Genomic DNA, 21,826 nt, shown 5'->3' on the forward strand with positions numbered 1-21,826 from the left:
TTAAATTTAATCTGAAAATAAACCTATTAGCATGTCATTACGAAAACCCTCACTCACGTTAAGCCAAATCATCAATATGAATGTTGGCTTTTTTGGTATTCAATATTCCTTTGGCCTCCAGCAGAGTGCGGTTAATCCCATCTATGATTTCTTGGGCGCAAGTCCGGATGAAATCCCCTTATTAAATTTAGCGGGACCGGTAACCGGTTTATTGATCCAACCATTTATTGGGGCTTTGAGTGACAGCACTTGGCATCCACGTTGGGGACGTAGAAAACCCTATTTCTTCATCGGCGCCTTGCTTTGCAGTATCTGTCTTTTGCTATATCCTTTCAGCTCCTCACTTTGGATGGCCGCCAGCCTCCTATGGATTCTCGATGCCGGAAACAATACGGCGATGGAACCCTATCGTGCTTTTGTGGCGGATAAACTCAATGAGGACCAACAGCCGACTGGCTTTCAAATGCAGAGTTTTTTCACAGGTTTTGGCCAAACACTTGCGAATTTATCCTTATTCATTTTCCCTTTAATTTTCATCGGTAAAACGGGCTCACTTCCCACCTGGGTATATGCCTCCTTCTTTTTAGGAGCTGTTTGTTCGATTGGCTCGATCTGGTGGAGCATGCGGACGACCTCGGAAATTGAACCCACTGCGGAGGAATTAGCGCAAATTCGGGAAAAAAAAGTAAGCGTAACCGAATCGATTTCCGAAATATTCCATGCGATTGGAGAAATGCCCAAGGTGATGTGGCAATTAGCCCTAGTCTATTTATTCCAATGGTATGCGCTATTTTGCTATTGGCAAAATTCGTCTAAAAGTATTGCACTTTCGGTTTGGAACGCGACTCCCAAAAGCAATCCTGCCTATTACGAAGAAGCCGTTTCTTGGACAGGTTTAGTCAACGGCTGGTACAATATCGTTACTTTTTTATCAGCCCTCGCCTTAGCGAATTATGCGAAAAAATTTGGCGCCAAAACAGTACACATGACTTGCCTTGCATTGGCGGCTGCAGGATTTTTGGCATTCCCACATATTGAGAATAAAAACCTCTTGTTTTTCGCCATTACCGGTTTCGGAATTGGCTGGGCGAGCATGATGGGTATTCCTTATTTATTGGTCGTGAGCGATATTCCTAAAGAGCGCTATGGGGTTTACATGGGCATTATAAATATGATGATTGTGATTCCGATGATTCTTCAAAATATCACTTTTGGCTTCATTTTAAAGAATTTTTTAGACAATGATCCAAGAAATGCCATTACCTTTGCAGGCGCATTATTGGCTATTGCAGCCCTGGCGACCGCATTGATTAAACCATCCCCAAATAAAACTGCCTAATGAGTGTATTGTGTATTGGCGAAGCCTTGATCGACATGATTTGTACCGATAAAGGTTCAAGCTTATCCGACGGACAAAATTTCTTGAAAAAACCGGGGGGTGCCCCAACCAATGTGGCCGCGGCTATTGGTGCCCTAGGTGGTTCCGTTGCGCTTTCAGCGAAAGTTGGGAATGACCCTTTCGGCAAGCAATTAAATCAGGTGATGGAGGATTTTCAGGTAGACACCAAACATGTTCACCGTGACCCCAATCACTTTACCACTTTTGCGTTTGTTTCATTAATGCTCGATGGCGAACGCGATTTCGTATTTAATCGCGGTGCAGATGCACAATTGAGCGTGGAGGAAGTTGCGGCTATCGATCTTTCTTCGACAAACATTATTCACTTTGGTTCGGCAACTGCCTTTTTGGATGGCCCGCTCAATGCAGCCTATTATTACTTGTTGGAGAGTGCAAAAAACCAAGGCAAAACCATCAGCTTTGACCCTAATTACCGCCATTTGCTATTCGGAGATAAACAAGAAAGCTTCATTAAACAATCCTGGATTTACCTAAAGCAGGCCCATTTTACGAAATTAAGTGATGAGGAAGCCATGCTCATTACGGGAAAAGCAAGCCTGGAAGAAGCAGCCGAAAATCTATTGGCCAACATCCCCGGTGTCTTTACGATAACATTGGGAAAGGATGGGACGCTTTTGGGACTTCAAGGCAAAACCTACATCATTCCAAGCATACAAATCAAGCCAAAGGACACCACAGGGGCAGGAGATGCCTTCGTGGGTGCCGTATTATACCAATTGGACGAGGCATCTTTAAATCCTGCGAATCTGGAATTTGAGGATTGGAATAAAATTATCCAGAATGCCAACAAAGCCGGAGCCCGTACGTGTGAATACATGGGCGCCATGGAAGCATTTAAACATTTGAATAACAGCATTTTTAATTAATACCGTGTACAACCCAGCCCTCCAACAAAAGCTCCATGAGCTTGTAAAATCGCATAAAATCAAGGACGCCAAATTCGTAGAACGATTTACCGCGAATATCGATGATATAAGATCTCACTTCCAAGCGATCTATGGACAACATCCGCAGTCGGCAAATCTATTCAATCAATTACTTGATTCAATTTGCCAAGCTTATGTAGACCGTTCGGAGGATTTGAAAAAACGCGATGCGGCGAAAGACAAAAAAGGCCAATGGTTTTTGAGTCAAGATTTGGTGGGGATGAGTTTATACGTGGATCGTTTCGCGGGAACGATTAATCAAATGCCGAGTAAATTACCCTATTTGAAGCAATTAGGGGTTAACTTTCTGCACCTGATGCCGCTCTTTAAAAGTCCGGAGGGTGAGAGTGATGGAGGGTATGCGGTGGAAGATTTTCGCGTGGTGGAGGACCGTTTGGGAACGATTGAGGACTTACGTGCTTTCCAGTCGACCTTGCAAGCGGAAGATATGTACTTGATGATTGATATCGTTTTGAACCATACCTCACATCACCATGAATGGGCGAAATTGGCGAAATCAGGAATCAAGGAATACCAAGATTATTTCTACATGTACGATGACCGTCGGATCCCAGATCAAATGGAGGAGACGATGCCGGAGATATTTCCGGAAAGTTCACCGGGTAGTTTTACCTACGATGAGAAGTTGGACAAATGGGTAATGACCGTTTTCCACCATTACCAATGGGATTTGAATTACACAAACCCGAAAGTCTTTATTGAGATGTTGGGCAATGTGTTCTTTTATGCCAATTTGGGGGTGGATGTCGTACGCATTGATGCACCAGCCTTTATTTGGAAGCAATTGGGCACAACGTGCCAAAACCTTCCGGAGGCACATCAATTGCTTCAATTAATCAAAATGTGTGTGGAAGTGGCCACTCCTGGAATGGCAATTTTAGGAGAAGCGATTGTCGCTCCTGCGCAAATCATGGAGTATTTTGGTACCGGTCGTTACGCGACGCATGAATGTGATTTTGCCTACAATGCCACGCAAATGGCGGTTCAATGGGATGCATTAGCGACAGGTGATGTTCGGATTATGCAGAATGCCCAGCATGAATTATTGCGTAAACCCTTGGGCGCAACTTGGTTAACCTATACGCGTTGCCATGACGATATCGGCTTAGGATATGACAATTACATGATCGAGCAAGCGGGTTTCACCCCTTATGATCATCGTTCGTATGTAAAAAATTATTACAGTGGAGCTCATCCGGGTTCACCAGCAAAAGGTGCCCTTTTTGCTGTGAATCCGAAGACTCAGGATGCTCGCTTATCGGGTTCTTTGGCTTCTTTGTGCGGCTTGGAGCATGCTTTAGAAATGAAGGATTCTAATCTGATTCAGACATCCATTGATAAGATTGTTTTGATGCAGGCTATGAGCATGTTGGTAGGGGGCGTTCCCATGTTGTTCTATGGTGACGAAGCAGCCTATACGAATGATTACAGTTATTTGGAGGATCCCGGCAAGAGTTATGACAACCGCTGGATGCATCGCCCGATCATTAATTGGGAGCGTAATAAATTAGTGGATAAGAAAGGGAGTGTCGAGAATCAAGTCTTTTCGGCCTTGCAGAAATTAATTAAGCTTCGTCGCTCCACTGCCATGCTGGCGGATTTGAAAAACCTTCAATGGATTCCAAATCAAAACAATTCGATTGCCGGATTTATCCGTTTTAAGGACGGCGAAAAATTGACTTGCTTGTTTAATTTCAGCGCGCAACCCCAATCCATTTCCTGGTTTATCATGGATGAAAATGGTCAAAGACCAACTCAGGTGAAAGACCTTTGGTCAGGCGAAAGCTTGGTGGTGGGCATGGATCATGATCATTTGATGTTGGGGGCTTATCAGTTTAGGATCCTCAAATCGTAAAGACGCGATACCTCAAATTGTAGAGACGCGATACCTCAAATTGTAGAGACGCGATACCTCGCGTCTAATTATAAAAAGACGCGAAGTATCGCGTCTCTACAAAAAACCAAAAAAGACGCGAAGTATCGCGTCTCTACAAAAAACCAAAAAAGACGCGAAGTATCGCGTCTCTACAAAAAACCAAAAAAGACGCGAAGTATCGCGTCTCTACAGAAAACCAAAAAAGACGCGAAGTATCGCGTCTCTACAAAAAACCAAAAAAGACGCGAAGTATCGCGTCTCTACAGAAAAGAAAAAAGCGCGAAACATCCGTCTCGCGCTTTCGAAGAATCACTCATCAATCTATTTTTACAACAAAGGCCCTATATTTTTCTTACCGATTGTCAAACTCTCAATGGCATCTTTCGGCATATCGTGCTCAATGAAATAATGCTTCATGCCAGCAATCGAAGATGCGTCTAAAATGCGCTTGAAATTCACGATACCTGAACCCGCAGGTACGATGTTTTTAAATCCTTCGTCAAAGTCCTTGATATGACACAATGGGAAACGTCCTGGCTGCGCCTTGAACAATTCCACCGGATCTACACCTGCTTTGGTCGCCCAACCCAAATCCAATTCAAATTTTAATAAATCAGCCGGAATCTCTTTGGAGAATACGTCGAAAGCCTTTTGGCCATCCACTAATTCAAATTCCTTATCGTGATTGTGGTAGCATAAAGTCAGACCAGCCGCATTGGCTATTTTACCTGCTTTGGTCAAGATCTGAACTGCCTCAGCAACTTCTGCCTTATTTCCAATCGGGATATTCGCACAAACCAAATACTTCACCGTTGTCCCTTTCAAGGAATCCACAATCGCTTGCGCATCATCCCGCAAATTATTCATGCGTGGCATCTTAGAGGTATCAAATCCCGGACGAGGTTTGAAAGGTGCACCCACCACATGGTGAGATACCCAGTTCATTCCCAAGGATTTATTGAGGTCTGAAAATTCCATGGCCGACATGCCATAAAATCCCCCGACCCGACTAAAGGCCGACTCAATATCCTTATACCCCAAATCTGCAATTTTCTGCATATTCCCCTTCACGTCTTGATCCAAGGTCATGAACAAAGTAAACAACTGAACGCCCATCGGACGAGGTGCTGCAGGAAAAACGGATGGCAAAAAGAATGAGCCCGCTAATAAGGCGCTAGACTGCTGAAGAAATTGTCTTCTTTGCATGAGATATAAATAGGTTTAGAGGTTGGATACAAATTAATGTATTTTTTTGATACAATAAAAATTTATTTCCAATTATCTCCAAAAACCCAAGTAAAATTAATCTCCTCCGGCCGAAGATTGGTATTCGTTTGATGCCAGGCAAAATCGCCTCCGGCCCGATGGCAGTTGGCATAATACACTCGATGCCCCCAGGCTAATTTCCGGTCTCCCGATTGGTAAATAGGCGCATCCGCCATGTTTTGATCAAAATTGCAATTGAATAGAAAGAGTTGCGCCTCCCGGTGGTATCGGCCTAATTTATAGCCAGAATCGCCAATGAATCGACAATTTTTTAGGACCGACTTCGCTCCTTCCGATCCCGAACCATCATGCCATAGCGCCGCACTCATGTTATGACAGATAAACGTGCAGTTTTCTGCTAAAGCATAGCCACGTGGGCAATACAAATCCACTCCACCCTCAATTTCACAATCATTCAAATAATACATGCCCGCGTTTACATCCCAAGGGCTCATCGTATCGCCACCCCCTGAGCGGAAAGTACAATGTTCGAATTTCAAACGCGTCGATCCCGGCATGGTCCGAACGGCAAATTGGTGACCATCCACCCGAACGATCTTCTCCCCATCCTTTTCCCCCGCCTCTCGTGGTAATGCATATTTTTGAACAGTCGTCTGCGTCGTTTTCCCCGCCTCATTCAGACAGGGAATCGTCACATCATTCTTGGTAATAAACCCATAATCATTGATAACCGTCAGGTTCTCAAAACTCAAATCATGCCCCTTGATATTCAGCACGCCGGCGCCATAATCATCCGGATTTGAACAACGCCAAATATCCCGCGCCTGGGTAAATTTCAAAATGACTCCCGTACGCGATTGGCCTAAAATACGTAAATCATGGCGTAAGGAATCGATGTAGACTTTCTCAGGATAGGTCCCGTTTTTGATGTAAATGGTTTGGTTATTTAGACCTTTGTTGATGGCCGTCTGAATACTTTTGAAATCCCCCGACCCATCTTGCGCCACCGTCACCTGCTGCATGAATTGATCGATTCGCTGGACCGTTTGATCAAACCATTTCGTGAATAACAAAAAGGTATGCGGTGAACCCGCAAACGTATGCACATCGGTCAAAATGCCGAATGAATTCATTTTTTGTCGGAAATCATCCCTCCCCGCATGCATCCGCTCATTGCCCGAATTAATAAATAATACCGGCGGATCATTTTTCGATACATGATTCAAAGCGGATGCTTGATTCCAAAGTGCCGGATTCTCTATTTTCGAATAGCCAAAATAACTGGTTGCCGCAGAGGTTCGGACGCGGTCATCCCCCTCCCCACTCTCGAGATGTATGTAGGCTAAGATCCCATCGAGGTCGATGACTCCTTTGATTTTTTGTCCTTGACCAAATAGGTTTTCATCTTGAACCGAACCGAGCAAGGCAGCCATTTGGCCACCAGCTGAATATCCGGCGACAAAAACCTGCTTGGGGTCTATATGCAAGGATTTCGCATGTTGGTGAAGATAGATTAAGGCCGACTGCGCGTCTTGCATCGCTGCGGGATAAAGTGCCTCGGTCGACAATCGGTATTCCGCTAAAAATACGCGATAGCCACGTGTGGATAAGGCTTGCGCCAACGCGGCATGTTGGGAACGATGACCTGTACGCCAACCACCACCATGAAAGAACAACAAGGTTTTTCTATTTTTTTGATCAGAAGGTCCATAAACATCCAGCACTAATTTACGTTTGCCCAGTTGTTGATAGACAATTGATTTTGTCGGAGGAACCGTACCGGCTGTATATTCGGCGAGCTTAAGATCTGGGTCAGCAGCGAGCGCTGATTTCCAGGCTGAATAATTCGCAAAGGAGCTGTCGGGAATGCCCGTGACTCCTTTTAAGTTTTGGGCCAACAGCCCCTGACAAACAAACAATAAAATGATTCCTATCTTGCGCATATTTTATAAAGACCAATGATTCACAATTATAATCATTCTTGTTAACTTGAAGTCTTAAACCTGAAATTATGAAAACGATTCGCGTACTCGTGGTTGGTTGTGGAAATATGGGTGCATCCCATGCAACAGCATACCATAACTCCCCTTCTTTTGAAATTTGTGGCTTGGTTTCACCCGGCAAGAGCAAGGAGACTTTGAATACTAAATTAGGGGGTGGATATCCGCTCTTCGATGAATATAAATCCGCACTCGCGGAGACCAAACCCGATGCGGTTTGTATTTCAACCTATCCGGATACCCATGAAGATTATGCGATTACAGCCATGGAGGCTGGATGCCATGTGTTTATCGAGAAGCCGATTGCCGACAGCCTTGCGGGAGCAATCCGTGTAGCAGAGGTAGCGCAAAAAACAGGTAAAAAACTCGTCGTGGGATATATTTTGCGTCATCATCCATCTTGGATTAAATTCATTGAGGTAGCCAAAGAAATGGGAAAACCCTTAGTGATGCGCATGAATTTAAACCAACAATCGCATGGCTACATGTGGGATGTGCACCGTAATTTAATGAATAGCCTAAGCCCCATTGTGGATTGCGGCGTGCATTACATTGATGTCATGTGCCAAATGACCCGCTCGAAACCCATTCGTGTTTCGGCGATAGGTGCCCGTATGACCGAAGATATTCCGGCAGGAAATTATAATTATGGCCAATTACAGATTCACTTTGAAGATGGTTCCGTGGGTTGGTATGAGGCAGGTTGGGGGCCTATGATTTCCCAAACAGCCTATTTCGTGAAGGATGTTTTTGGTCCTAAAGGATCCGTTTCCATCGTCGCACAAAACGCCAGCGGGGAAGGCAAATCCGATTCCGTGGAATCACATACCAAAACCGAATCGCTTCGTGTTCACCATGCCGACATCAATGCTGAAAATGAATTTACACGTCCCGATGAATGGATTAATCTAACGGATGAGCCCGATCACCAAGGATTATGCGACCGCGAACAGGCTTATTTCTTACACGCAATTCAAGAAGATGTGGATCTAACGGACCACGTGGAAGATGCGGTCAACAGCCTTCGGATTGCCTTTGCTTGCGATGAATCGGTGAGGACGGGGAAGATGGTGGTGCTATAAGTGGCCAGTAGTCAGTGGCCAGTAATCAGTAAAGAGGAAATAAGCATAAAGCCAAAAATATTAACCGTTTAACTTTGAACTCTTTAAGTTATACATTACAAATCACTGCCCACTGACAACTGACTACTGACCACTGACTACTGACTATTTCAAATACCTTCCCAACCAATTCCCAATCTCCTGATAATGGAACTTTGAATTATCCGGATTCAAGATCCAGTGATTCTCGCCTGGGAAGACGATTAATTTACTTGGAATTTTTAATCGTTGGTGGATACTCCAGTTTTCCAGAGTATTGTTAATCGGTACGCGGAAATCATTTTCTCCAACGGTCAATAACATCGGCGTTTTGAAATTCGCCGCAAAGCGCATCGGATTTTGCTCCTTCCAAGTTTTGGTAGGTACCCAAGGTGCTCCTCCATTCATCAACTCCCGGCCCCAGATCACATCGGATGTTCCCCATTGCGCCTCAGAATTCACCAAGCCTGCGTGAGAAATCAAACATTTGAAATGTGAAGTAGTCGCCTGCATCCAGTTGGCCAAATGCCCTCCATACGATGCTCCTCCAGCAGCCTGACGAGACGCATCGATAAACGGATAGCGTTTCATCGCATCTGTTGCCGCTTCTAATATCTCAGTCCCTGGACCTTTGAATGGATCCAATTGAATATCCTGTGCGAATTTTTCCCCATAGCCCACGGAACCCGTATAATCCGTCATCACGATTACATAACCCGGTGCACCCAACACATAAGGGTTCCAACGGTATCCAAACACATCTTTGAACGAGCTCGCGGGACCACCATGCATCAAGACAAACAGCGGATATTTTTTCGAGGCATCAAAGCCCGCTGGCTTCAGCATAACACTCCGAATCATTTTACCTCGGGAAGATTTTGTCCAGAATACCTCGGCTTTCGGCAAATCCATTCCCTCCAAAGCATCCTCATTGGCTTTTGAAATAGCGATTTTCCGACCGGCCTGGTAGACAAATACCTCGGCAGGTGCAGCAATATTTTGATAACTGTAAGCGAATACATCTCCCGCGACCGATAGCGCGGTGTAAGATCCAGCATCTCCACCCACTACATAAGAAAGTCCTCCTTTCTCAATCGAAATTTGAACGGCACGATCGACGCCCTGATCTTCAATACTCGCGTAAATCGAATTGCCGGACACCTCCCAGTCGTTAATCGGTCGGTCCATTCCCACCGCCAATTCCGTCTTCCCCTCCATACTTGGATACGCAAAACGATATAAATGATCCAAATAATAGATTTTATTCCCATTCGTATGACCCGCCGCAATCAAATACTTTCCATCTTCGGAGCATTGCACCTGCGAATAATCCGCATCATCTTTCAACAATTTTTCGGGTCCACCCGTGGTAGAAACCGAATAGATGTAGGAATTAGCCGATTGATAGGCGGTGGTATTGTATTCGGTAGTGGCTGTGAAAATGATTTGTGAAGCGTCCGTACTAAAGGTGAAGGAGCCCAACTGAAATCCTTGGGATTCCACCAAAGAGACCTTCGAAAAGAGATTAACAGCCTTGGGTTTCGGTGTGGATAAGTCCATCACATAAACATGCGTTTGTTTTTCATCTAACCAACTGTCCCAATAGCGAATTGGAAAGGAAGTATAAACACGCGCTTTGGTCTTAATCTTCTTCTTTTCCTCCGCCATCTTTTTACTCAATGAATCCGTAAACGCGGTAGCGTATACGCGTGAAGTAAAGGCAATCAGTTTACCATCCGCGCTGATTTTGGGACTCGCAACACCGGTAGACAAATTAGTTAACCGCTGAGCCTCACCGCCTAATTCCAAACTCAATTGATACAATTGGGCTACCTCATCCCCCTCACGTTTTGCTGTGAAATAGATTTGATGTTTAGTGGGATGCCAGAAATAGGCGTCCTCTCCCCCTTTCGAATTCGTGATTTTTCGAGGTTGGGAAGAACCATCGGCTGCGGCTAACCACAAGTCTGTCGTTTGCTCGTCGGGATTATAAGATGTTTCCGTCCGACTGTACACCACCCATTTCCCAGATGGGCTCAAAGCAGGTGCACCGATTTTTTTCAACATCCACATGCGCTCGTGGGTCATGGCAGGTTTCTGTGCGAAAGAAACAAAGCCGCTAACAAATAGGATAAAGAGAAGGATTTTTTTCATCATAAACATTTTGTTTTGTAAATTAGTTATTTCTACTTCATCTAAATATACTCATGAGAAAAAATTACATTCTTTTAAGTTTGATGGCATTGGGATTATCGACCCAGGCGCTACAAGCTCAAACGCCGGCGAAATTCATCGACCGCGCAAACATGAATCTAGCTGTTAAACCGGGTGACGATTTCGTACAATATTCGAACGGAACATGGTTGAAAAACACCGAAATTCCAGCCAAAGAAACCCGTTGGGGTAGCTTTAATCAGTTACGGGATTTCAATATTAATGCCGTAAAAACCATTTTGGATGGATTAAAGAACTCCACCGCGGCACCAGGTTCGGTTGAAAGACGCGTCGCAGATTTTTATGCCGCGGCCATGGATAGCTTGCGTATTGAATCCCTAGGCTACCAACCGATTCAAGCCGATTTGCAGCAAATCAACAACATTCAATTTAAGTCACAAATCGTGACGGAAATTGCTCGCATGCGCAAGACAGGTGCTGGATCTCCACTATTTAGTTTTTACGTCGGTCAAGATCGTAAGCAAGTAGAGAAAATGGTCCCTCAATTGGGTCAGGGAGGCACTTCATTGCCAGATCGTGACTTGTACTTGAAATCGGATGCACGTAGTCTTAAGATTCAAGAGGGTTTCAAAACCTATGTAGCGACACTTTTCCAATTAATCGGTAGCTCGCAAGCAGATGCTAAGGCAAAGGCAGAAACCGTTTTCCAATTGGAAAAGAAATTAGCCGAGGCACAAATGGCGCGTGTGGAAATGCGTGATCCGTACAAGACTTATAACAAATTCACGTTTGCGGATTTCAATCAGAAAACGCCGGCCTTCAACTGGGCAATCACTTTCCAAGATTTTGGTACGACTGCACCGGATTCGATTTTGGTATCAGCACCAAAATTCTTTGAAGTAGCGAATAAGCTTTTGATTGAAACACCAGTTGATACTTGGAAGACTTATTTGACTTGGAACCTATTGAAAGGTTCAGTGAGCTACTTGAGCTCACCTTTCGTGCAAGCTAGCTTTAGCTTTAATCAAATTGTGAGTGGACAAAAAGTTCAAACTCCGCGTTGGCAACGCATGTCATCCTTAACAGATGGTGTGATTGGTGAATTATTAGGCCAAATCTACGTAGCGAAATATTTCAAACCCGAGGCCAAAGTTCGTATGACGGAATTGGTGGCGAACCTTCGTAAGGCATTTGAAATTCGCATCAATCGTTTGGATTGGATGAGCGCTGAGACCAAGCAAAAAGCATTGGCGAAATTATACGCTTTCACACCGAAAATCGGATATCCTGATAAATGGAAAGACTACGAAGGTTTAGAGATTTCAGCTAATTCCTTCTACCAAAACATGCGTAATGCAGGAGCTTGGGGATTCCAAGAGAACATCAGCCAAATTGGCAAGCCAGTAGACCGTAGCCGTTGGGGCATGACGCCGCCAACCGTGAATGCGTATTACAGCCCCGTAATGAATGAGATCGTATTCCCAGCAGGAATCTTACAATTCCCATTCTTCGATGCGAAGGCGGATGATGCGATCAATTACGGTGGAATTGGTGCGGTAATTGGACACGAGATGTCACATGGTTTTGATGATTCGGGTAGCCAATACGACAAGGACGGTACACTTCGCAACTGGTGGACGAAAGAGGATTTAGCGAAATTCAAGGCTAAAACCGAGCAGCTAGGTAAGCAATTTAATGCCTACACGGTTTTGGACACGATTCATGTGAATGGTAAATTAACGATGGGCGAAAACATCGGTGATTTGGGAGGATTGAACATGGCTTACGAGGCATTCAAGATGACCAAGCAAGGAAAATCAAAGACTAAGATTGACGGGTTTACACCAGACCAACGATTCTTCTTGGCATGGGCACAGGTTTGGCGCGCCAAAACGCTTCCGGAAACGGCAGCGAATTTGGTACAAACAGACCCACATTCGCCAGCAGAATATCGGACGATTGGGGCACCCGTAAACATGGATGCTTGGTACAAAGCCTTCGATGTAAAACCGGGTGATAAATTATATAAGAAACCCGAAGACCGAATTAAGATTTGGTAACACTGTAGAGACGCGACACCTCGCGTCTTTAAATGAAAACTGTAGAGACGCGACACCTCACGTCTTTAAATGAAAACTGTAGAGACGCGACACCTCACGTCTTTAAATGAAAACTGAGACGCGACACCTCGCGTCTTTAAATGAAAACTGTAGAGACGCGACACCTCGCGTCTTTAAATGAAAACTGTAGAGACGCGACACCTCGCGTCTTTAAATGAAAACTGTAGAGACGCGACACCTCGCGTCTTTAAATGAAAACTGAGACGCGAAGTATCGCGTCTCTACAAATAAAAAGGCGACCCTTCGGTCGCCTTTTTACTTTATTTAAGATATTTCTCCAACCACTGAAACTGCTCCCAAAGCAAATGTAAAAGGTTTTCCTTTCCACGATAACTGTGGGCTTCATACGGAAAAGTCACATAGCGCGACGTTCCCCCATTACCCTTCAGCGCAGCATACAAACGCTCACTGTTGATCGGATAAGTCCCCGTGTTATCATCGGCCTCACCATGGATCAACAAAATTGGTTCCTTCAATTTATCCGCATAAGAGAATGGACTCATATCGTGATACAATTGAGGTGCTTCCCAATAGGTACGATCCTCGTTTTGAAATCCAAAGGGAGTCAAGGTACGGTTATAAGCACCACTCCGCGCGATACCAGCTTTGAATAAATCGGTATGAGCCAACAAATTTGCGGTCATAAAAGCTCCGTAGCTATGGCCACCCACAGCCATTCGCTTTCTGTCACCGATGCCCAATCCAACTAAATGGTCGATCGCCGCAGTTGCATTCATCTTCAACTGATCCACGAAATTATCATTCGGTTTTTTGCTCGCATCCAAGGACACGATGGGCATTTCAGCATTATCCAAAATGGCATATCCCTGTGTCACATAGTAAATGGGTGAAGCCCAACTCAAGGTTGTGAATCGATCTTTGCTACCGCGTAATTGGGCCGCATCCGCTGCCGAATTAAATTCACGCGGATAAGCCCAAATCAGAACAGGCAATGGACCATCTTTCTCTTTGTTATAACCCTTTGGCAAATACAAATCCCCCGATAAATCAACACCATCTGAACGCTTGTATTTGATTTTTTCCTTCGTTATTCCTTCTAAACCTGGATACGGATTTTCGAAATTCGTGATAGCAATACTCGTAGGAGTACCTGACAAGGTTTTGATGAAATAATTGGGAACATCTTTTTGCGTCTCCTTACGCGTCAATATTTTCAAACTTTTCGCATCAAACACATCTTCGACCCATTCAAAGCTTCCCTCGGATGAGCGCCAAATGATTTCATTTTTCTTGGTCGACAAATCAAATTTCGCTAAAAAAGGCAAATCACCTTTCGGAGATGATCCCACCGAATTATTCATCAAAATGCTTTTACCATTATCCAGTTGAACGATGGCTGGTCTTCCCAAGGCATTCTTTTCCAAGACCGCCGTACCCGGATTATTGTAGGCATCTGTCACATTTCGTTCGTACAAAAGTTCCGTTTGCTTGGTCGAGGAATTGTACCGACTAACCCGAGCAATCTGTTTTCCACGAAGGCCCTCCGTAAATAAGGCCAGGGAAGCATCACCCCAGATCGTTCCCGAGTAACGCATTTTGGTTTTAAACAACTCCACTGGAGCACCTGTAAAGGGAGCCTGCAAGGCATAAACTGCATCGTGATAGTCCACTGGTTTTTTAATCAAACCACTATCTAAAGGCATCGCATAGACTAAAGTCGACGGCTCATCATCTCGCCAATCAAACCCACGAGCCACATTCTGCACATTATCATTCCCTGCAGGAGCACTTTCCGAAGAGGGTAATTCTGCAACAACCTTAAGCACGCGACCCATTAGGTCTTGGACACGAACGGTTGTTGGGAAACCATAGGCAGGCACGACATACGAAAAGGGCTTTTGGATGACGCGCGTCAACAAATAAGCCTTATTCGGTGACAATTGAAATGAATTAATTAACTCGGGCTTTCCGATGAATTGATCAAGCCCATTGCGATTCACGACTAATTGTGAGGTAGCAAAAAAGGCAAACAATTGCTCATCATACGGAGACTTAATCAAATCCTGGAAGGTAGGACGAGGAGCCGATTTCCCAACAGTCTCTTGAATAGTAGGGCCTTTAGGCGTAATTCCTCTCTTGGGTGCTTGATTAGACGGAGCCAAGGCAGCCTTATAAACAATGCTGTTATCATCAATCCAAACAAAAGCGTTTCCAAGAATGGCATTCACGGGACGTGAATTAATTCGCTTAACAGTCTTGGACGCAACATCCAATACATAGAGATCAACACGATCAAATTCCGTTTGCAAGAATGCGATTTTACTATCCGACGGGCTCCAGGTGATCGATGAAGCATTGAGGTTTTTAGGTAAACCTTTAATCGCAAAAGTCGCTTTCGTTGTAAGATTTTTTAATTCCATTTGGTTGGAATACACCTGCCGACTCAACGCATAGTTCAAGGGATTAATACGAAGACCAGCGATTCTAGATTCCGGTTGGCCCAATTCCTCCACCGTTGGATAGCTATTGCGGGAAACTTGAAGCATCCACTCAGCCTTGCCGTCCACACGAATTTGAGGGGTTGGTTTGGCCAACAATAAATCAGCGATTTCCTGAGGAGGTTTTTGGTAATCATTGGCATCTTGGCCAAAGACAGAAAATGCGCCCAATAGAAGCGCGAATGATAAATAGGTTTTCATGAAAATGGGATTAGAAAATAAAAGGTGACTTGTTGCCAAGTCACCTTTTTAAAGATTTATAATGGGTTTTGAACCACCGCTGGATTCGCATTGATTTCACGACGTGGAATCAAGAATTCCCAACGAACATCACCTGGCGCCACATCAAACAACAAGGCCACAGAGGCAATCGCATTCGTTCCATTACGATTCAATGGGGCATTCATGCGCTTCAAATCTAAGAAACGATGTCCTTCTCCCCATAATTCGATCCGACGATGAAGTAAAATCTCTTCTAACAGGGCATTACCTGTGCTAGTCGATTGAACATAATTTGCATCACGAGTTTTGATTAAATCGAATAAAACCTTTGAAGCTCCCGCCGCATCATTCAGACGTGCTTTTGCTTCTGCTTCAATTAAGTACATTTCAGCAGCTCGCATGTAAGGTACGTCCCCTTGCGCAGATGTCGATGGAACACCTGGCAATCTGAACTTCTGGTTTAAGAATTTAGGACGAACACCCCCTGGAGGAACGATAGAGTTCGTAGCCGTAGGAGATTCTACCCACATCTTCGAACGCACATCCGTTGCAGGAATTTGCTTGTACAACAAGCTGTTGATCACTTTTGGATAGGTACGAATAACCGTTGAGTTGTAATTGCAAGAAATATACGAGTGATAAGCACCGAAATATTCGGTTTGATCTTCTAAGTGATCAAAACCCCACATCCACTCTGGATTCGTGATGTCAGCGAAACCATCTTGATATTGTGTCGCATTCATCGGTTGGTAACCCGCACGAGCTTCCGCTGCAAACTTCGCCGCATTCGCCCAATCTTGTTGAACTAAGGCTACGCGTGCCTGCAAACCTTTCACTACATTTAGATTAATATGTGATTTATTAACACGTGATGAAGTTAAAAGAGCAGCAGCCTCAGCTAGATCTTTATTGATCTGTGCATAAACCTCCTCCACGGTATTACGTGCTTTCCCTTCTGTGGAAGGTTCTAATACCAAAGGAACCCCTAATTGTGTATTTGGCTTGGCTGCAGCATTATAACGCTTACCATACAATTGTACCAAATTAAAATACCCAAAGGCACGCAAAGCTAAAGCTTCACCCTTTAATGTATTACGATCCGCGGCAGGACCAACGGCCTTGTCGATGTTGGCGATACCAATGTTCGCATTACCGATAATACGATAATACATTTCGTATGGAAATTGTGACAAAACGTTCACGTCGGAACGATGAGCTGTCCAACGTGTCTCTCCCACGTGCCATCCAGCGGCAGTGGTACCCAAAACCATATCTTCTCCCATATGATCTAAGATAATCATCATGGCAGGATGTCCTGAGTGACCTTGAGAACTTAAGTAACGTACAATAAACGAACGGTAGATACCGTTGATGGCAGCAGCTGCATTCTTCGTAGTCGAATAAGCCGAGCCCGCATCAATACTAGCAGTAGGCGTAGTATCTAAGTAGACATTTTCACATGACGTTGAAATCATGCCAAAAGTCAGAGCTAATAGAATAACAATTTTATTTTTCATGATTCAAATATTATAAAGCGAATGAAATACCTAATACCAATGATTTCGCAGGGCTATACACGTTGCTGGTTGTTCCACCAAAGTTCTGTTGAACGTTCATACCGCTACGACGTGATAACATAAGGAAGTTTTCACCACTGACATATACCTGAGCGTTATCTAATTTGAAACGAGACAACACGCTCTTCGGAATACGATACGATAAAGTTACCGTACGAATGTTCAAGAAACTTCCGTCGATCAACCAACGGTCAGACGCCGCATCGAAATCAGCTGTACGGCCAGCATCCATACGAGGCACCTCTGTGATGTCACCTGGATTTTGCCAACGCTTCAAGATGTCAACGTGCTTCGCATTGTGGTAACCTGCACCCATCAAACCAGCATAAGCACCGTCGTAGATTTTACCGCCTACTTGGTAAACCATCAAAGCAGATAATGAGAATCCTTTATAACGTAAAGAAGTATTTACCGAACCAGTCAAATCTGGAATTGAAGTTCCATTGTACCAGAAACGTGCATTGGCGATGTTGTTCGTTAATGTATCACCATTCGCAGTTATACGCGAGTTAGCAGGAACATATGAAATTGCACGGTACTCAGCTACTCCCGTTTCAGGATTAACACCTTTGTACTCACGTAACCAATAATCGTAAAGGGAGCTTCCTTCCTTTAATTTCTTGGTACCGTCGATAATCTCCTTACTTTCAGCTGGCATCTTAGTGATTTTGTTCTCCAAACGTGTTGCATTCAAATCAACATTCCAAACAAAATCTTTTGTTCTAATTAGATCAGCACTCAATTGTAATTCGATACCCCGGTTGTACATCGAACCAATGTTACGTGTTTCTGAACCGATACCAACAGAAAGTGGCAATGGCACCGCGAAAATCAAGTTAGTCGATTGACGATCGAAATATTCAATCGTACCTGACAATCTATTTTTAAATAAGCCAAACTCCACAGCAACGTCAAATGCTGTATTTGTTTCCCACTCCAAAGTCTTAGAACCAAGAGATGATTGTAAGATACCTGGCTCAGTTGCGTTGTTCCAACCCAATGCATAAAGCGGTTGCCACGCATAGTTACTGATACCACCATCATTACCTGTTTGACCCCATGATGTTCTTAACTTCAAGTTATCGATAAATGAGATATTCTTGATAAAATCCTCTTGATCTAAACGCCAAGCAGCAGAAGCAGAGTAGAATGTACCCCAACGCTTGTCCTGATAGAATTTAGAAGATCCATCTCGACGAGCCGAGAATGACACAAAATATTTCGAGTCAAAATCATAATTCAAACGTGAGAAGAAACCTTCAACACGACGAATATCATACTGAGATGTTAAGTTGGTCGTTGTTGTAAAGTTGATCAACTCATAATTTCCGTCCAAAATTTGTTGCGAACGTGAACCATCCAATGAATTACTCACCAAGTTATAATTCTCATGACCTAACAAAGCATCTACGTTATGCTTGCCAAATGAATGATTGTAAGTCAACAACTGGGATAAGTTGTAGTTGGTAATATTTTCAAACAAGTTTGACGCACGACCTGCTGGCGCACCATCACCAATTTCTGGGTTACCAAAAACAATTGAATTTGCATTCGTGATATCGACACCCACGTTGTTTGTGAATTTGAAATCTTTCAAGAAAGAAATCTCAGCATAGGCACGACCACCCAATAAGTTACGACGGAAGAAGTTTTCATTCAATTCCGTTTCAGCGATTACGTGACGACCACCATACTGCGGACGATTTGATAATCCCAAGGCACTTAAATTACCATAGTCGTAACGACGACGACCATTTTCCAAGGTCAAGAATGAACCTGGTTTTGCAGGGTCATACGCATACACTGGATAAATTGGCGCCATACCACGTGTAAAGAAGAATGGGTTTACAAAAGAAGTACCTCCATCAGCCGTAGATTGGTTTGATGTGGTAACCGTTGTATTCATGTTCGCACCAACCTTGAACCAATCGTTCATTTGGCTATTCACATTTAAACGCGCCGTAAAACGATCGTAATCAGATTTGATTTGATAACCTTTATCATTTAAATAAGAAACGGATAAGAAGTAATCCGATTTACCATTAGAACCTGAGAAGTTAGCCGCGATTTCATCACGTACTCCTTGACGCATAACACCTTTTTCCCAATTTAAATCATCTAAATTGTAGATTAATTTTGCATTAGGATTCAGCTTACCATCAGTACCTACTAATTGAGCAAAAGGAACGTCATACACATTATAACCCGTTCCAACAATAGCTCCTAAACCGTTACTTGCTGTTTGACTTGCCGTCGCAAGAGCCACGGGATTTGCCGCACGATAGGCTAAGTTATTGCGGTTAGCTTCCCACATTAATGGATAATAATCCGCAGGACCTACGCGATCATACTCAGGTAGCGCACGTGTGTTAAATCCTTTCGTATACTTAACATTGATGGAGTTTTTTCCTTTAGCACCTTTCTTTGTAGTTACCATCACAACACCATTCGCAGCACGAGCACCATAAAGAGCAGTTGATGCAGCATCCTTTAATACCGTGATTGACTCAATATCATCATTGTTTAAGTTGGCAATACTCGCCGAATACGGCACACCATCCACAACATAAAGTGGGTCATTCGAAGAAGAAATCGAACCAAAACCACGAATACGGACAGCTGGAGCAGATCCGGGTTGACCGTTCGTTGACGTAGTAGTCACACCGGGTGCAATACCTTCTAAGGCTTGACCGATGTTGGTAATAGGACGAACGGCCAATTTCTCAGCACCTACCTTCGCAGATGAACCGGTAAATGAGGCTTTCTTTGCTGTACCAAAAGTGGTCACAACAACCTCTTCTAAGGCTGATGAATTCGATGATAATTCGATATTAACGACAGAACGTGCACCTACGCGAACTTCTTGTGTCGCGTATCCAACTGACGAAACCACCAAGGTGTTCGTAGGCGATACCGTAATTTTGTAGCTTCCATCTGCCGCAGTCGTAGTACCACGTTGCGTTCCTTTGATGGAAATGTTTACGCCAGGTAATGGCGTAGATCCTTCGCCAGTAATCGTTCCACTAATTGTACGATCTTGAGCAAGCAAGGATACAACGGAAGTGAACAAAAAGACGAAAATGAGTAGTAATCTTTTTTTCATACTCTTGTTGATTAGTGTTTAAAAATGATAAGATACTAAATTGGCTAAACTCATTTTGGTGAAAAATGTTTTCACATTAACAGCTATTAGCAAAAAAAAGGGCAACCGAGGCTGCCCTTTTTTGTATAAGCAGGCAAATTATTTACCGATGCCTGGGTTTGTTTGAATCTCTGATAATGGAATACCAAAGATATAACGTGGATCATTCGGTTGAATCAATGCCCCCGCACCAAACGAGTTCAATGGCTCACCACGACGTAAGACGTCATTTGCACGGAAGCCTTCTCCCAAAAATTCGATACGACGCTCAGTCAAAATAGCTTTAATTACATCAGCTTTCGTATCTAACGCAGGGAAAACATAACTAGCATCTGAACGTCCGTGAACTGCTTTTAACAAGGCAGTCGCGCGTGTTAAGTTACCTGTTTCTGCCTCTGCCTCAGCTAAGTTCAACAAAACCTCCGCATATCGAATGTTAGGTACGAAGTCGACGAATGGAGTTACACCTGCAAATTTCGTTAATGAAGGGAATTTAGCGATTGGTGTAGTTGCCACTGTTAATTTCGTCTTACGATCATCCGATGCTCCAAATTGTGGGTTATTGTAGATACCCGTAGCGCCTGTATTTAAGTAATACTCAACGTTTCCATTACCTCCATTCCAATAGTAACCTAATTGGTTTTGAGTTCCTGGAGGGTTTGTCGCATCCATAGGGAATGAGAAAACCGATTCTGTTGTCGTAAATGGTGCTTTAAACACAGCAGATACATCCGACTGCAACGTATGAGCAACACGTGTTGTCGAACGGAATGGTGCTGCAGCAGATACAATCTTATTGGCATCTGAAATAACACCGGCATAATCACCCATAGCTAACTTCACACGCGTTTTCAAAGCGATCGCTGTGTTTTTGTGCGCACGAGTTGTGTTCAATAAGGCTGTACCATAAGAATCAGGTAATTCATTTTCAGCATCATTCAAGTCTTGTAAAACTTGTGCATAAATTTGAGCTACTGTGCTACGAGCTAAGTCATTATTAGCCGAAGAAGTCTCTCCCTTCAAACGCAATGGCAAACCAGCCGAAGCTCCCTTGTCCAAAATATATGGTTTCGCGAAGAATTGAACCAATGAGAAGTAAGTCAAAGCACGTAAGAACTTCGCTTCACCACGGTAATTCGCTGCCAATGCAGGAGAAACTGCATTCGGGTTTTTCGATAAACCTTCTAAAAACAAGTTGGTACGGTTAATCGTCAAGTAACCCTGAACCCAGAAATTCCCTAAATAAGAATCTGATGGGTCTTGGTTACCTTGGTAGGTAGAATAACCTGTAACTGAGTTAGTTGTACGGTTAACCCAATCTTCGCCACGAATATCGTTGTAGATTAGGTAACGACCTCCAAATAAAGCACCACTTTTGGCAGAGCCATAAAGTCCGTTTACTTGAGATAAAACACGCGCTGGAGTGTTGAATACGGTAGCATCCGACAAATCCAATTCTGGAACTGCATTAAGAAATTCCTTATTACAAGAGGAAACCGTCATGGCAAGGGCCACCGACAAGACTCCAATTTTTGTTGTGAATAATTTCATTTTATATCTA

At 43.8% G+C, this 21,826-nt stretch carries 12 protein-coding genes; 5 read left to right on the forward strand and 7 right to left on the reverse strand.

The window, feature by feature from the left end:
* The first annotated feature begins 31 nt into the window (after positions 1–31).
* From ACMH5P_RS10440 to ACMH5P_RS10450, 3 genes are read left to right on the forward strand one after another with little or no spacing between them, the layout of a single operon-like run.
* On the forward strand, positions 32–1,339 hold the full coding sequence (locus ACMH5P_RS10440; RefSeq protein WP_459494314.1) for an MFS transporter: 1,308 nt from the start codon (positions 32–34) through the stop codon (positions 1,337–1,339).
* Positions 1,339–2,286: a carbohydrate kinase family protein gene (locus ACMH5P_RS10445; protein ID WP_459494315.1), complete on the forward strand. Its 948-nt coding sequence runs from the start codon at positions 1,339–1,341 to the stop codon at positions 2,284–2,286. The genes ACMH5P_RS10440 and ACMH5P_RS10445 overlap by 1 nt, the downstream gene beginning before the upstream one ends.
* A gap of 4 nt (positions 2,287–2,290) precedes the next feature.
* Positions 2,291–4,222 carry an alpha-amylase family glycosyl hydrolase gene (locus ACMH5P_RS10450; protein WP_459494316.1) on the forward strand — a complete coding sequence of 644 codons (1,932 nt, stop codon included), beginning with the start codon at positions 2,291–2,293 and terminating at the stop codon, positions 4,220–4,222.
* Positions 4,223–4,570: 348 nt separating this feature from the next.
* Here ACMH5P_RS10450 and ACMH5P_RS10455 read toward each other — a convergent pair whose 3' ends face one another.
* Together ACMH5P_RS10455 and ACMH5P_RS10460 are read right to left on the reverse strand one after the other, a co-directional pair.
* The gene (locus ACMH5P_RS10455) at positions 4,571–5,449 is read right to left on the reverse strand and encodes a sugar phosphate isomerase/epimerase family protein (RefSeq protein ID WP_459494317.1); all 879 of its coding nucleotides are present in this window, start codon (positions 5,447–5,449) and stop codon (positions 4,571–4,573) included.
* Positions 5,450–5,511: 62 nt separating this feature from the next.
* Positions 5,512–7,413 (reverse strand): pectinesterase family protein, encoded by a 1,902-nt coding sequence (locus ACMH5P_RS10460; RefSeq protein ID WP_459494318.1) that lies wholly within the window; start codon positions 7,411–7,413, stop codon positions 5,512–5,514.
* Positions 7,414–7,481: 68 nt separating this feature from the next.
* Between ACMH5P_RS10460 and ACMH5P_RS10465 the strand changes: the two genes are divergently transcribed.
* On the forward strand, positions 7,482–8,552 hold the full coding sequence (locus ACMH5P_RS10465) for a Gfo/Idh/MocA family protein (protein WP_459494319.1): 1,071 nt from the start codon (positions 7,482–7,484) through the stop codon (positions 8,550–8,552).
* A gap of 144 nt (positions 8,553–8,696) precedes the next feature.
* On the opposite strand, the gene ACMH5P_RS10470 is transcribed toward ACMH5P_RS10465, so the two are convergent.
* Positions 8,697–10,727, reverse strand: coding sequence for a S9 family peptidase (locus ACMH5P_RS10470; RefSeq protein WP_459494320.1), 2,031 nt, complete (start codon positions 10,725–10,727; stop codon positions 8,697–8,699).
* Positions 10,728–10,777: 50 nt separating this feature from the next.
* Here ACMH5P_RS10470 and ACMH5P_RS10475 point away from each other — a divergent pair, with 50 nt between their 5' ends.
* Positions 10,778–12,805, forward strand: a complete 2,028-nt coding sequence (locus ACMH5P_RS10475) for a M13 family metallopeptidase (protein WP_459494321.1) — start codon at positions 10,778–10,780, stop codon at positions 12,803–12,805.
* A gap of 320 nt (positions 12,806–13,125) precedes the next feature.
* Here the strand turns inward: ACMH5P_RS10475 and ACMH5P_RS10480 are convergent, their stop codons facing one another.
* From ACMH5P_RS10480 to ACMH5P_RS10495, 4 genes are all read right to left on the reverse strand, one after another.
* Positions 13,126–15,525, reverse strand: a complete 2,400-nt coding sequence (locus tag ACMH5P_RS10480) for an alpha/beta hydrolase family protein (protein WP_459494322.1) — start codon at positions 15,523–15,525, stop codon at positions 13,126–13,128.
* Between the two features lie 56 nt (positions 15,526–15,581).
* Positions 15,582–17,063 carry a RagB/SusD family nutrient uptake outer membrane protein gene (locus ACMH5P_RS10485; protein ID WP_459494323.1) on the reverse strand — a complete coding sequence of 494 codons (1,482 nt, stop codon included), beginning with the start codon at positions 17,061–17,063 and terminating at the stop codon, positions 15,582–15,584.
* A 10-nt stretch (positions 17,064–17,073) separates the two neighbouring features.
* Entirely contained in the window at positions 17,074–20,226 is a 3,153-nt protein-coding gene (locus ACMH5P_RS10490) for a SusC/RagA family TonB-linked outer membrane protein (protein ID WP_459494324.1), read from the reverse strand.
* Positions 20,227–20,364: 138 nt separating this feature from the next.
* Positions 20,365–21,816, reverse strand: coding sequence for a RagB/SusD family nutrient uptake outer membrane protein (locus tag ACMH5P_RS10495; protein WP_459494325.1), 1,452 nt, complete (start codon positions 21,814–21,816; stop codon positions 20,365–20,367).
* Positions 21,817–21,826 lie beyond the last annotated feature (10 nt).

This window comes from Aquirufa sp. 5-AUSEE-100C1 (assembly GCF_054558655.1).